The sequence below is a fragment of the Serratia sp. ME47 genome (assembly GCF_903970925.1).
GTDB classification, from domain to species: domain Bacteria; phylum Pseudomonadota; class Gammaproteobacteria; order Enterobacterales; family Enterobacteriaceae; genus Serratia; species Serratia ureilytica.
The window spans coordinates 147,481-160,021 of record NZ_CAJCKE010000009.1 but is presented as its reverse complement, the minus strand read 5'-3'; the positions used below and the strand labels follow the sequence as shown (position 1 = coordinate 160,021).

Annotated in this window: 15 protein-coding genes; 2 read left to right on the top strand and 13 right to left on the bottom strand. The window is 57.7% G+C overall.

Translation table 11 applies throughout. The features are described from left to right. From H7A77_RS11930 to fkpA, 9 genes are all read right to left on the bottom strand, one after another. On the bottom strand, positions 1-230 hold a 230-nt coding region (locus H7A77_RS11930), incomplete at its 3' end, for a GTP-binding protein (protein ID WP_032449286.1). Positions 231-300: 70 nt separating this feature from the next. Continuing rightward, entirely contained in the window at positions 301-2,415 is a 2,115-nt protein-coding gene (gene fusA / locus H7A77_RS11925; RefSeq protein WP_033645245.1) for an elongation factor G, read from the bottom strand. A 93-nt stretch (positions 2,416-2,508) separates the two neighbouring features. Then, complete coding sequence (gene rpsG, locus H7A77_RS11920; protein WP_004956203.1) at positions 2,509-2,979, bottom strand: 30S ribosomal protein S7; 471 nt, start codon at positions 2,977-2,979, stop codon at positions 2,509-2,511. Positions 2,980-3,075: 96 nt separating this feature from the next. After that, complete coding sequence (rpsL, locus tag H7A77_RS11915) at positions 3,076-3,450, bottom strand: 30S ribosomal protein S12 (protein ID WP_004930426.1); 375 nt, start codon at positions 3,448-3,450, stop codon at positions 3,076-3,078. 143 nt (positions 3,451-3,593) lie between these two features. After that, positions 3,594-3,881, bottom strand: coding sequence for a sulfurtransferase complex subunit TusB (gene tusB / locus H7A77_RS11910; protein WP_033645246.1), 288 nt, complete (start codon positions 3,879-3,881; stop codon positions 3,594-3,596). A gap of 9 nt (positions 3,882-3,890) precedes the next feature. Continuing rightward, positions 3,891-4,250: a sulfurtransferase complex subunit TusC gene (gene tusC / locus H7A77_RS11905; protein WP_033645384.1), complete on the bottom strand. Its 360-nt coding sequence runs from the start codon at positions 4,248-4,250 to the stop codon at positions 3,891-3,893. Between the two features lie 7 nt (positions 4,251-4,257). Beyond that, a complete protein-coding gene (tusD, locus tag H7A77_RS11900; RefSeq protein ID WP_108682119.1) occupies positions 4,258-4,647 on the bottom strand; it encodes a sulfurtransferase complex subunit TusD in 390 nt (129 codons plus the stop codon). Then, positions 4,647-5,369 carry a transcriptional regulator gene (locus tag H7A77_RS11895; RefSeq protein ID WP_033645248.1) on the bottom strand — a complete coding sequence of 241 codons (723 nt, stop codon included), beginning with the start codon at positions 5,367-5,369 and terminating at the stop codon, positions 4,647-4,649. Before H7A77_RS11895 ends, tusD begins: the two co-directional genes overlap by 1 nt. A gap of 373 nt (positions 5,370-5,742) precedes the next feature. Next, positions 5,743-6,567, bottom strand: a complete 825-nt coding sequence (fkpA, locus tag H7A77_RS11890; protein WP_033645249.1) for an FKBP-type peptidyl-prolyl cis-trans isomerase — start codon at positions 6,565-6,567, stop codon at positions 5,743-5,745. Positions 6,568-6,923: 356 nt separating this feature from the next. Between fkpA and H7A77_RS11885 the strand changes: the two genes are divergently transcribed. Next, positions 6,924-7,151: a SlyX family protein gene (locus H7A77_RS11885; protein ID WP_033645250.1), complete on the top strand. Its 228-nt coding sequence runs from the start codon at positions 6,924-6,926 to the stop codon at positions 7,149-7,151. Positions 7,152-7,214: 63 nt separating this feature from the next. Here H7A77_RS11885 and slyD read toward each other — a convergent pair whose 3' ends face one another. The 4 genes from slyD to kefG form a co-directional block, all read right to left on the bottom strand. After that, on the bottom strand, positions 7,215-7,802 hold the full coding sequence (gene slyD, locus H7A77_RS11880; protein WP_004930407.1) for a peptidylprolyl isomerase: 588 nt from the start codon (positions 7,800-7,802) through the stop codon (positions 7,215-7,217). Positions 7,803-7,914: 112 nt separating this feature from the next. Beyond that, the gene (locus H7A77_RS11875; protein ID WP_015379274.1) at positions 7,915-8,118 is read right to left on the bottom strand and encodes a YheV family putative zinc ribbon protein; all 204 of its coding nucleotides are present in this window, start codon (positions 8,116-8,118) and stop codon (positions 7,915-7,917) included. A gap of 14 nt (positions 8,119-8,132) precedes the next feature. After that, on the bottom strand, positions 8,133-9,941 hold the full coding sequence (gene kefB / locus H7A77_RS11870; RefSeq protein ID WP_182074229.1) for a glutathione-regulated potassium-efflux system protein KefB: 1,809 nt from the start codon (positions 9,939-9,941) through the stop codon (positions 8,133-8,135). Positions 9,942-9,943: 2 nt separating this feature from the next. Then, positions 9,944-10,495, bottom strand: coding sequence for a glutathione-regulated potassium-efflux system ancillary protein KefG (gene kefG / locus H7A77_RS11865; RefSeq protein WP_028127618.1), 552 nt, complete (start codon positions 10,493-10,495; stop codon positions 9,944-9,946). A 129-nt stretch (positions 10,496-10,624) separates the two neighbouring features. Here kefG and H7A77_RS11860 point away from each other — a divergent pair, with 129 nt between their 5' ends. Beyond that, on the top strand, positions 10,625-12,538 hold the full coding sequence (locus H7A77_RS11860) for an ABC transporter ATP-binding protein (protein ID WP_042785484.1): 1,914 nt from the start codon (positions 10,625-10,627) through the stop codon (positions 12,536-12,538). Positions 12,539-12,541 lie beyond the last annotated feature (3 nt).

Below are 12,541 nucleotides of genomic sequence, written 5' to 3'. Positions count from 1 at the left end.
TAGTGACGAGTCGGGGTGTCATACTCAACGTGAGAGGTGTTGATGGTGATACCACGAGCTTTTTCTTCTGGCGCGTTATCGATCTGGTCGAAAGCACGTGCAGAACCGCCGTAGGTTTTAGCCAGAACGGTGGTGATCGCTGCAGTCAGGGTAGTTTTACCGTGGTCAACGTGGCCGATAGTACCAACGTTAACGTGCGGTTTTGTACGTTCAAATTTTTCTTTAGACACGGCTATATTCCTTACTATAGCGCTCTCCCCTTCTGGAGAGAGCACGGGACTTTGGTTTTAACCCTGCGGCTTATTTGCCACGGGCTTCGATTACGGCCTGAGCGACGTTGTTCGGTGCATCATCATACTTCAGGAATTCCATGGTGTATGATGCACGACCTTTAGTCAGAGAACGCAGCTGAGTTGCGTAGCCGAACATTTCGGACAACGGTACTTCAGCGTGGATCTTAACGCCAGTCACTTCAGATTCCTGACCGCGCAGCATGCCGCGACGACGGCTCAAGTCACCGATAACGTCACCGGTGTTCTCTTCTGGAGTCTCAACTTCAACCTTCATGATAGGCTCAAGCAGAACTGGTTTCGCTTTCTTAAAGCCTTCTTTAAAGGCGATAGATGCGGCCAGTTTAAACGCCAGTTCAGAGGAGTCAACGTCGTGGTAAGAACCGAAGTGCAGACGAATACCCATATCTACTACCGGGTAACCAGCCAACGGACCAGACTTCAGCTGCTCCTGGATGCCTTTATCAACGGCAGGGATGTATTCGCCAGGAATTACGCCGCCTTTGATGTCGTTGATGAACTCGTAACCTTTCGGGTTAGAGCCCGGCTCCAGTGGGTACATGTCGATCACAACGTGACCGTACTGACCGCGACCACCAGACTGCTTGGCGTGCTTACCTTCAACATCGGTAATCTTCGCGCGAATCGCTTCGCGGTAAGCTACCTGAGGTTTGCCCACGTTAGCTTCAACGTTGAATTCACGCTTCATGCGGTCAACGATGATGTCGAGGTGCAGTTCACCCATACCGGCGATGATGGTCTGGTTAGACTCTTCGTCAGTCCATACGCGGAATGACGGGTCTTCTTTAGCCAGACGGCCCAGAGCCAGACCCATTTTCTCTTGGTCAGCTTTGGTTTTTGGTTCAACGGCGATAGAGATTACCGGCTCAGGGAATTCCATACGCTCCAGGATGATTGGAGAGTCTGGATCACACAGGGTGTCCCCGGTGGTCACGTCTTTCAGACCGATCGCAGCGGCGATGTCGCCTGCGCGAACTTCTTTGATCTCTTCACGCTTGTTGGCGTGCATCTGAACGATACGGCCGAAACGCTCGCGCGCAGCCTTAACGGAGTTCAGCACGGTGTCGCCGGAGTTAACAACGCCGGAGTACACGCGGAAGAAGGTCAGGTTACCTACGAACGGGTCGGTAGCGATTTTGAACGCCAGAGCAGAGAACGGCTCATCATCACTTGCGTGACGCTCAGCCGGGGTGTCTTTACCGTCGTCCAGGATACCGTTGATCGCAGGAACGTCAGTTGGCGCCGGCAGGTATTCGATTACCGCATCCAGCATCGCCTGTACGCCCTTGTTCTTGAACGCAGAACCACAGGTAACCAGGATGATTTCGTTGTTCAGCACGCGCTGACGCAGAGCGGATTTGATTTCTGCCTCGGTCAGCTCTTCGCCGCCCAGGTATTTTTCCATCAGCTCTTCGGAAGCTTCCGCAGCGGATTCGATCAGGTTCTGGCGCCATTCTTCAGCCAGTTCCATCATGTCAGCCGGGACGTCTTCGTATTCGAAGGTAACGCCTGCGTCTTCTTCGTTCCAGTTGATCGCCTTCATCTTCACCAGGTCGATAACGCCGGTGAATTTGTCTTCTGCGCCGATAGCCAGCTGCAGAGGAACAGGGTTAGCGCCCAGACGAGTTTTGATCTGGCCAACAACTTTCAGGAAGTTAGCGCCCATACGGTCCATTTTGTTAACGAACGCGATACGTGGCACTTTGTATTTGTTAGCCTGACGCCATACGGTTTCAGACTGTGGCTGAACACCACCAACAGCACAGTAAACCATTACCGCGCCATCCAGCACACGCATGGAACGTTCTACTTCGATGGTGAAGTCAACGTGCCCTGGGGTGTCGATGATGTTTACGCGATGCGGTTCGAACTGCTTGGCCATACCAGACCAGAAGGCAGTCGTCGCTGCAGAAGTGATGGTAATACCACGCTCCTGCTCCTGTTCCATCCAGTCCATGGTGGCAGCGCCGTCATGAACTTCACCGATTTTGTGGTTTACACCGGTGTAGAACAGAATACGTTCGGTAGTGGTGGTTTTACCGGCGTCGATGTGAGCACTGATACCGATGTTACGGTAGCGTGCAATGGGTGTTGTACGAGCCATTTGATTCCTCTATTCCTAGGGCGTTCAAGTTCAGTTAACCCAAGCGGGCCGATTTGACGCGCCCGCTTGGTTAGCATGACTACAGCCAGATGATTACCAGCGGTAGTGGGCGAACGCCTTGTTGGCTTCGGCCATACGGTGAACGTCTTCACGCTTCTTAACAGCAGAACCTTTGTTCTCTGCTGCGTCAGACAGCTCGTTCGCCAGGCGCAGAGCCATGGATTTATCACCGCGTTTACGTGCAGCATCAACGATCCAACGCATTGCCAGAGCATTACGACGAACCGGGCGGACTTCAACTGGTACCTGATAAGTAGAACCGCCAACGCGACGCGACTTAACTTCTACAGTCGGGCGAACGTTGTCGAGAGCGACTTCGAAAGCTTCCAGGTGATCTTTACCAGAACGCTGAGCCAGGGTCTCCAGCGCGGTATAGACGATTGCTTCTGCAGTAGATTTTTTACCGTCTACCATCAGGATATTTACAAATTTGGCCAGCAGCTCAGATCCGAACTTAGGATCTGGCAGGATTTTACGTTGGCCGATTACGCGACGACGTGGCATGGAAATACTCCGTTGTTAATTCAGGATTGTCCAAAACTCTACGAGTTTATTTTGACATTAAAGTTAAAACGTTTGGCCTTACTTAACGGAGAACCATTAAGCCTTTGGCTTCTTCACGCCGTACTTGGAACGAGCTTGCTTACGGTCTTTAACACCGGAGCAGTCAAGTGCACCACGGACGGTGTGGTAACGCACACCTGGCAGGTCTTTTACACGACCGCCACGGATCAGGATTACGGAGTGTTCCTGCAGGTTGTGGCCTTCGCCACCGATGTAGGAAGTCACTTCGAAACCGTTGGTCAAACGCACACGGCAAACTTTACGCAGTGCGGAGTTTGGTTTTTTCGGGGTAGTGGTATATACGCGGGTGCATACGCCACGTTTCTGCGGGCAGGCTTCCAGCGCTGGAACGTTGCTTTTAGCAGCCTTCACAGAGCGTGGTTTGCGAACCAGCTGGTTAATTGTTGCCATTAAAAAAGCTCCTGGTTTTTGCTTCGTACTAGCTTCGTAAACATGTGATAAATCCCCTCGTATGCACTACTGGCAAAGTACGAGGACGCAGAATTTTAGGGCTGACCAGTATGGGTGTCAAGAAATATACAACATCACTCTCATTACCAGGCCATTTGGCTGCGGTGTTGTTCGGTTAATTCAACGAAGTGATTATAGCCGACGACAGTGATTTTGTGCGAAAAATGACCAATCAACCCCCTGGCTTCCAGGTCGTCCTGCAGCGCATAAAGGGATATGGGGGCGGCGAGCAGCGATTCAAGATGGGCGCTGCCAACAAGGCCTGCGAGCACGCCATCCTGCAGCAGCAGCAGCGCGTCGCCCTCCGCGGTCAAGCGCAACAGCGCGGGCAGGTCACATTGGTTTGGCGAATGGCTCAGGGTATACAACATCAGAAGTTCCTAAAACGTCATTACGGCGTCGTAGCCGGCCAATTCACGGCGCAGTTCGTCCGGCGCCAGCACCTCGGCATCCAGCACCCAATCGGTCACCTGACTCAGCCCGCGTTCCTGCAGCGAAGCCTGGCACAGATAACACCGCTCCACGTCATACAGCGGCAGTACGCCGAAAGTGGCGATATAATTGCGCGCCAAAATCTTTTCCGGTTGCTGGCCCGGCAACAGCTGCAACACGCCATCACCGATAAAAAACACCCCCAAATCTTCACTGAGCGCCGACGTGGCGAGCAGCGCATCCAGCCCTTCCCTGCCGCCGGCGCCGCCATGCGGCCCGTGGGTGAAAACAAAAGCGACTCGTTTCATCATTTCCTCAGAACTGCACCAGACGGTCGCAACTCAGCGACGCTTCGGCCAGGGAACCCAGCCCGCTCAGGGTAAAACCGGGCTGCAGGTTGGCACCGGCCAGCCCCTGCTGCTGCGCCTCGTGTTCGTCGGTGACGCCCCGACGCAGCGCGGCGGCCACGCAGACGTTGAGCGCTACGCCGTGTTGCTGCGCGAGCTGCGTCCAGCCGCGCACCAGATCGAATTCGTCGCTGGCGGGCGCGGTTAACCGGTTGGCGTTCAACACCCCTTCACGGTAGAAAAAGACGCTGGAAAGACGATGCCCTTTCGCCAGTAAAGCCTGAGCGAATTGATAGGCGCTGCTGGCCTGCTGCGTGCCATAAGCCGGGCCGGTAACCAACAGACAATAGTCGAGCATCAGCGGTCGCTTCCCACCAGGTCGCCGCTTTTAAACTGGCGAATGTACAGATAGACGGTGTGTTTGGAGATATTCAGACGATCCGCCACCTGATTGATCGCATCCTTGATGTCGAAGATGCCTTTCTCATAGAGATTGAGCACCACCTGTCGATTCTTGGCGTTATTGGACACCGAGCGGTCGGCGTTCACCTCTTCGATGGTGAACTCCAGCGTCTGCGCCACCAGATCGTCGACGGAAGAGGCGAAGTTCACCGACGACGGCACGTCCTGCGCTGTCGGCGGCATAAAGGTTTGCATGATCTGCGAGAACGGCACGTCGAGGTTCATGTTGATGCACAACAAACCAATCACCCGCTGCTCGCGATTGCGAATGGCGATAGTCACCGATTTCATCAATACGCCGCTCTTGGCGCGGGTAAAGTAGGCTTTCGACACGCTGCTGTCGTCGCCGGCCATGTCGTGCAGCATGCGCAGCGCCAGGTCGGTAATCGGCGAGCCGATTTTGCGCCCGGTGTGTTCCCCGTTGGCGATGCGCACCGCCGAGCTGTTCAGGTCTTCCAGCGCGTGCAATACGATTTCGCAGTGGCCGCCGATCAACATCGCCAGCCCGTCGACCACCGCTTCATAGGATTTCAGGATTTCATGATCCGTTTGAGTAAACGGACGTTCATTCAGCAAATCAAGTTCGCTGGCTTCGCTGGATAAAAGCGAATTCGACATCGAAGATACCACCCTCATAGATCGCCTGTGCCAGGGGGCGCAGCTAAAACCGCTCGGGCCGGATCGCTGCCGTCGTCGGCGCGCTGCAGCGCGGCTGGCTGAGAGCGGCATAAAACGGCGCGATGACATCCGCGGGCGAGGCGGCCGGGAACAATTTTAGGTACACGCCCTAAGGGGCAGACGCATGACTGATAAGTCAGAATTATTAGTCTAGCAAAGCGGCCGGAGCAAAGTCCTTGCGTTTGCGCGTGGTATTGACGTTAAGCCCGATGCCCGGCAGGCGTCAAGCGTTCAATGGAGAGAGCGGTAGCGGCTGCCGAAATGAAAACCGCCGCGGAGGGCATCCGCGGCGGTGGCAAACAGAGCGACGAGATTATTTCGCTTTGGCGTCGGCTTTGGCGTCGGCCGGTTTTTCGGCTTTAGCGTCAGCTTTCGGCGCCGCTTTCACATCCAGCAGCTCGACGTCGAAGACCAGCGTGGAGTTAGCCGGGATGCCCGGAACGCCGGTTTTACCGTAGGCCAGCGCCGGTGGAATCACCAGCTTGATTTTGCCGCCTTTCTTGATGTGCTTCAGGCCTTCGGTCCAGCCAGGGATCACACCGTCCAGACGGAATGACAGCGGCTCACCGCGGGTGTAGGAGTTATCGAACTCGGTACCGTCGGTCAGGGTGCCTTTGTAGTTCACTACCACGGTGTCGCTGTCTTTCGGCGCTTCACCCGCGCCCGGTTTCTCTACCTGATACAGCAGGCCGGATTCGGTTTTCTTCACGCCTTTTTCTTTAGCGAAGCTGTCGCGATACTTGGCGCCTTTGGTTTCGTTGTCCTTGGCGTCCTGCTCCATCTTCGCCTGTGCGGAAGCCTTCACGCGCGCTTCAAAGCCCTGCAGAGTCTTTTCGATATCGGCGTCGTTCAGCTTGCTCTTGTTAGCGAAAGCGTCCTGAACGCCGGCGATCAGCTGATCTTTGTCCAGCTTGATGCCCAGCTTCTCTTGCTCTTTCAGAGAGTTGTCCATGTAACGGCCAAGAGAGGCGCCCAGTGCGTAAGCCGCTTGCTCGTCGTCGTTTTTGAACTTGCCGGTGCTTGGCGCTGCTGCCGCGTCTGCCGCCGGTTTAGCGGCATCGGCTGCCATGACCTGGGTCGCATTCAGAGCAAAAGCCATGGTGGTTGCCAGAAGCGTGACTTTAAACAAAGATTTCATCCATTTCTCCAGTGTCTGAAGCAATGCCCCAAACAATCATTAGGTAAGATAACCGGGCTACTATAGCTGCCTGAAACAAAACAAAACAGTCGCACAGGTAACCAATCGAGTCAAAGTGTGACTCCCGCTTTGCCAAGAAGTTTCCCGCTGCGTGCTACTCACATGATAAATCAGATTTTTCTTGCAGAATATTCGGCGAGGTTAGCAAAAAACGGCGAATCAGGCGTGCAGCTTTTCAGCACTTTACACTGCCGATCGCAACGTTGCGCGCCGCCCAAAGAAATAGCGCGGGCAAACCCGACGCCAGCTGTTACCATAGCGCCGAATCAGGATTTTATCGCGTCAGAGGTAGCCTCATGCACAACGCCGACATTCAAAGCCTGCTACAGCGGCTTGAAGAACTGGAAAGCCGTCAGGCTTTTCAAGAGCTCACTATCGAAGAGCTCAACCAGACCGTCACCCAGCATCAGATGGAAATGCTGAAGATGCGCGAGCACCTGCGCATGTTGACCGACAAACTGCGCTCGACCCAAACCTCGATGATCGCCTCGCAATCGGAAGAAACCCCTCCGCCGCACTATTGAGGGGCGCCGCGCATAAAAAAGGGCAGCCAATGGCTGCCCTCTCGTCTCGGGATTGCGTTCTGCTTAGTGGCAGCCGCAACCGCCGTTGCCGCAACCGCCTTTACCGTGGTCGTGACCATGGTCGTGATCGTGGCTATGGCCGTGACCGCCGCAGCAGCCTTCACCGTGCTCGTGGTGATGATCGTGCTCGCCGTGTACGTGACCGTGCGCCAGTTCTTCTGCGGTCGCTTCGCGGATCGCGACAACTTCCACGTTGAAGTTCAGGTTTTGGCCGGCCAGCATGTGGTTGCCGTCAACCACAACGTGGTCGCCGTCAACTTCGGTGATTTCAACCGGTACCGGGCCCTGATCGGTGTCAGCCAGGAAACGCATGCCGACCTGCAGTTCGTCAACGCCCATGAAGACGTCTTTCGGTACGCGCTGCACCAGGTTTTCGTCGTAGTTGCCGTACGCGTCGTTCGCGCCGACGTGAACGTCAAAACGATCGCCAACGTCGTGGCCTTCGAGCGCTTTTTCCAGACCTGCGATCAGAGAACCATGCCCGTGCAGATAGTCCAGCGGTGCGCTCACCGGAGACTCATCAACCAAAACACCGTCTTCTGTACGTACTTGGTAAGCCAGGCTGACCACCAAGTCTTTTGCTACTTTCATGATATCTCCTACCGTTGGCTACTAGGACGCGCACCGTTATCGGGATGCGCGCCTTTTCCGGACAGATTGTAACGGAAATCTGCCTCGCTGTACCCTTCGGGATAAAAAAACGCTACTTCGGCTGAAAAATGCCGATCACCTGCTCTTGCGGTCGAACGTGTTTTTCCACCTGTTGTTCGGTCTGGCGCTGGTGATGGCCGCACTTGACGCACTCCACCACTTCCACCTGATCCTCCCGCCATACCGCCAGCGTATCCATGGCGCTACAGCTCGGGCACACCGCTCCGGCGATAAATCTCTTACGTGTTGCAGACATCGTTATGCTCCCGCTTATTCGTATTCATCCCAGCCGTCAAACTGGCGACTTTCTTTTTGCATTTCGCGATGGAAGAGCTCTTCCAGCTCGCGCCGCGCCTCTTTCACGCGAGAAATTTGCGCCACGTCGCCCTGATGCGGCGGCATCAGCTCACGCAGCATGCGCATATCCAGACGACGGAAATGCTGCTGGGCGCGAAAGGCCTGATGCGGGTGCATGCCCAATTCCATCAGCGCCTTGCGCCCCAGTTCCAGCGCGCTGGAGAAGGTCTCGCGGCTGAACTGTTTTACGCCCGCCTGCAGCAGCTCATGCGCCTCCACGCGGCCGCGCGCGCGCGCCAGGATGCTCAGGTTCGGGAAGTGCTGCTGGCACAGCCGCACGATCGCCATGGTGTCTTCCGGCTCATTGCTGGTGATCACGATCGACTTGGCCTTCTCTGCGCCTGCCGCGCGCAGTAGCTCCAACTCGGTGGCGTCGCCGTAATAGACCTTGTAACCGTAGCGACGCAGCACGCCGACGGCGCTGACGTCGCGTTCCAGTACGGTAATGCGCATTTTGTTGGCCATCAGCAGGCGGCCGATCACCTGGCCAAAACGCCCGAAGCCGACGATGATCACCTGCGGATCGTCATCTTCCACGTACGGCGTCTCCTCGTCTTCGTCTTTGGCGTTATAGCGGCGCGCCAAAATGCGATCGATGGCCTGCATCAACAGCGGCGTGGTCATCATCGACAGCGTCACCACCACCAGCAGCAAAGAGAGTTGATCCGGCTGCAGCACCTTTTGGGCGCCCGCCGCCGAAAACAGCACGAAGGCGAACTCACCGCCCTGGCTGAGCACGCCGGCGAACTGCAGGCGTACCGAACTGCGCAGGCCGAACAGGCGCGATACGCCGTAGAGCACGCCGGATTTCACCGCCACCAACGCCAACACGCCGATCAACACCTCGGCCAGATGGGTGTAGAGCACGCCGATATTCAACACCATGCCCACCGAGATAAAGAACAGCCCCAGCAGCAGCCCTTTAAACGGCTCGATGGAGATCTCCAGTTCGTGGCGGTATTCGCTCTCCGCCAGCAGCACGCCGGCGATGAAGGTGCCGAGCGCCATCGACAGGCCGAGCGTCTCCATAAACAGCGCCGAGCCGAGCACCAGCAGCAGCGCCGCGGCGGTAAAGATCTCGCGCACGCCGGAAGCGGCGATATAGCGGAACAGCGGCCGCAGCAGGAAGCGGCCGCCGATCAGCATGCCGCCGAACGCCGCCACCTTGAGCGCGATCTTCTCCCAGTCGTCGCTGGTGCCGCCGGCGCCGGCCAGAATGGGGATCAACGCCAGCGCCGGGATCACCGCCATATCCTGGAACAGCAGCACCGAGAAACCCAGCTGCCCGCCTTCGTTGCGGTTCATGCCCTTTTCGCGCATCAGCTGCAGCGCCATGGCGGTGGAAGACATCGCCAGGCCAACGCCGCCGATCACCGCCGCCTGCCAGGCGAAGTGCGTCAGGTACAGCAATGCGCCCAGCACCGCCGCGGTGATCAGCACCTGGCCGGCGCCGGCGCCGAAAATCGAGCGCCGCAGCTCCCACAGCTTGCTGGGGTTCAGCTCCAGGCCGATGATGAACATCAGGAACACCACGCCCAGCTCGGAGAAGTGCAGGATCTCGTCAACGTCGCGAATAAAACCCAATCCCCACGGACCGATGGCGATGCCGGCGATCAGATAACCCAGCACCGCGCCGATCCCCAGGCGACGGGCGATCGGCACCGTCACCACCGCGGCGAACAGGAACAGTAAAATGGCGGTCAGTAAGGTCGATCCTTCCATGATCACCGCCCCCCGTGCGGCAGCGGGTGGCTCAGCCACTCCCCGTAGGCGTCTGCGTGGCTGCGCAGCACCTCCGGCTTTTGCCGCCGCGCCCAATAGACCACGAACGGCGTCAACCAATGCATATGGCACATCCCGGCGGTCAACTCGAACGGCCGCAGGATATCTTCCATCGGATAATGGTTATAACCGCCGGTGCGGTAGGCGCCTTCCGGCTCGCCGGTGGTGATCACCGAACGCCAGTATTTGCCCGCCAGCGCATTGCCGCCCACGCCGCTGGCGAAGCCGCGCGCCAGCACGCGATCCAGCCATTCCTTCAGCAGCGCCGGGCAGCTGTAGGTATACAGCGGGTGCTGAAACACGATGACCTGATGCTCACGCAGCAGCTGTTGTTCGTGATGAATATCGATAAAAAAATCAGGGTAGTGCGCGTAGAGATCGTGCACGGTGACATGTTCCAATTGCTGCGCCGGTCGAAGCAAAACCCGGTTCGCCACCGAGTCATGGGATTCCGGATGGGCATACAGCAGCAAGACCTTGGGCGGCTGCGACATCATTCCCCTCCAAAGCGTCGTCAGGGTAGCGGTTTTCCGTTACCATGCATCGCAAAGACAAAAACAGCGCGCGGTGCGCGTTCTGTTACCTTAATGATAATTTAACATACTCTGAACATACGGCGCTTTATGATTGTATTCTCCTCGCTACAAATCCGACGCGGCATCCGCGTCCTGCTGGACAACGCCACGGCGACGGTTAATCCAGGTCAGAAGGTCGGCCTGGTCGGCAAAAACGGCTGCGGCAAATCCACGCTGTTGTCGCTGCTGAAGGGCGAGATCGCGGCGGACGGCGGCAGCTTCACCTTCCCCGGCAACTGGGCGCTGGCCTGGGTCAACCAGGAGACGCCGGCGCTGGACGTGCCGGCGATCGAGTATGTTATCGACGGCGACCGCGAGTTTCGCCAGCTCGAAGCCGAACTGCAGGCCGCCAACGACCGCAACGACGGCCACGCCATCGCCACCCTGCACGGCAAGCTGGACGCCATCGACGCCTGGACCATTCGTTCCCGCGCCGCCAGCCTGCTGCACGGTCTCGGCTTCTCCAACGAACAACTGCAAAGCCCGGTGCGCGACTTTTCCGGCGGCTGGCGCATGCGTCTTAACCTGGCGCAGGCGTTGGTGTGCCGTTCCGATCTGCTGCTGCTCGACGAACCGACCAACCACCTGGATCTCGATGCGGTGATCTGGCTGGAGCGCTGGCTGAAAAGCTATCCCGGCACGCTGGTGCTTATCTCGCACGACCGCGACTTCCTCGATCCGATCGTCGACAAGATCCTGCATATCGAACAGCAGACGATGAACGAGTACACCGGCAACTACTCGTCGTTCGAACGCCAACGCGCCACCAAACTGGCGCAGCAGCAGTCGCTGTATCAGCACCAACAAGAAAAAGTGGCGCACCTGCAAAGCTATATCGACCGTTTCCGCGCGCAGGCGACCAAGGCCAAGCAGGCGCAGAGCCGCATCAAGATGCTGGAGCGCATGGAGCTGATCGCCCCGGCGCACGTCGACAATCCGTTCACCTTCAGCTTCCGGCCGCCGGAAAGCCTGCCGAACCCGCTGCTGCGCATGGAAAAAGTCAGCGCCGGATACGGCGACAAGGTGATCCTGAAGTCCATCAAACTGAACCTGGTGCCCGGCTCACGCATTGGCCTGCTCGGCCGCAACGGCGCCGGTAAATCGACGCTGATCAAACTGCTGGCCGGCACCCTGGAGCCGCTGAGCGGCGAGATCGGCCTGGCGAAAGGCATCAAGCTGGGTTACTTCGCTCAGCACCAGCTGGAATTCCTGCGCGCCGACGAATCGCCGCTGCAGCACCTGAGCCGCATCGCGCCACGGGTGCTGGAGCAGCAGCTGCGCGATTATCTGGGCGGTTTCGGCTTCCAGGGCGACAAGGTCAGTGAAATCACCGAACGCTTCTCCGGCGGCGAGAAGGCGCGGCTGGTGCTGGCGCTGATCGTCTGGCAGCGCCCGAACCTGCTGCTGCTCGATGAACCGACCAACCACCTGGATCTCGACATGCGCCAGGCGCTGACCGAGGCGCTGATCGATTTCGAAGGCGCATTGGTGGTGGTCTCGCACGACCGTCACCTGCTGCGCTCCACCACCGACGATCTGTACCTGGTGCACGATGGCCAGGTCGAGCCTTTCGAAGGCGATCTCGACGATTATCAGCAGTGGCTGATCGATCTGCAGCGCCAGGAAAGCCAACAGGACGCGCCGGAAAAAGAGAGCGGCGGCAACAGCGCGCAGGCGCGCAAGGATCAAAAACGCCGCGAGGCGGAGTTCCGTACGCAAACCCAACCGCTGCGCAAGCAGATCGCCAAGCTGGAACAGCAGATGGAAAAACTGGGCGCCGAACTGGCGGCGGTGGAAGAGCAGTTGGCGGATTCCGCACTGTACGACATCAGCCGCAAGGCCGAACTGACCGACTGCCTGCAAAAGCAAAGCCAGGCCAAATCCGCGCTCGAAGAGACGGAAATGACCTGGCTGGATGCGCAGGAACAGCTGGAGCAGTTAACGCAGGCGTTCGACGCCTAACCG

Coding starts and splice junctions, on each gene's coding strand:
- fusA (WP_033645245.1), bottom strand. CDS start 2,415: ATGGCTCGTACAACACCCATTGCACGCTACCGTAACATCGGTATCAGT.
- rpsG (WP_004956203.1), bottom strand. CDS start 2,979: ATGCCACGTCGTCGCGTAATCGGCCAACGTAAAATCCTGCCAGATCCT.
- rpsL (WP_004930426.1), bottom strand. CDS start 3,450: ATGGCAACAATTAACCAGCTGGTTCGCAAACCACGCTCTGTGAAGGCT.
- tusB (WP_033645246.1), bottom strand. CDS start 3,881: ATGTTGTATACCCTGAGCCATTCGCCAAACCAATGTGACCTGCCCGCG.
- tusC (WP_033645384.1), bottom strand. CDS start 4,250: ATGAAACGAGTCGCTTTTGTTTTCACCCACGGGCCGCATGGCGGCGCC.
- tusD (WP_108682119.1), bottom strand. CDS start 4,647: ATGCTCGACTATTGTCTGTTGGTTACCGGCCCGGCTTATGGCACGCAG.
- H7A77_RS11895 (WP_033645248.1), bottom strand. CDS start 5,369: ATGTCGAATTCGCTTTTATCCAGCGAAGCCAGCGAACTTGATTTGCTG.
- fkpA (WP_033645249.1), bottom strand. CDS start 6,567: ATGAAATCTTTGTTTAAAGTCACGCTTCTGGCAACCACCATGGCTTTT.
- H7A77_RS11885 (WP_033645250.1), top strand. CDS start 6,924: ATGCACAACGCCGACATTCAAAGCCTGCTACAGCGGCTTGAAGAACTG.
- slyD (WP_004930407.1), bottom strand. CDS start 7,802: ATGAAAGTAGCAAAAGACTTGGTGGTCAGCCTGGCTTACCAAGTACGT.
- H7A77_RS11875 (WP_015379274.1), bottom strand. CDS start 8,118: ATGTCTGCAACACGTAAGAGATTTATCGCCGGAGCGGTGTGCCCGAGC.
- kefB (WP_182074229.1), bottom strand. CDS start 9,941: ATGGAAGGATCGACCTTACTGACCGCCATTTTACTGTTCCTGTTCGCC.
- kefG (WP_028127618.1), bottom strand. CDS start 10,495: ATGTCGCAGCCGCCCAAGGTCTTGCTGCTGTATGCCCATCCGGAATCC.
- H7A77_RS11860 (WP_042785484.1), top strand. CDS start 10,625: ATGATTGTATTCTCCTCGCTACAAATCCGACGCGGCATCCGCGTCCTG.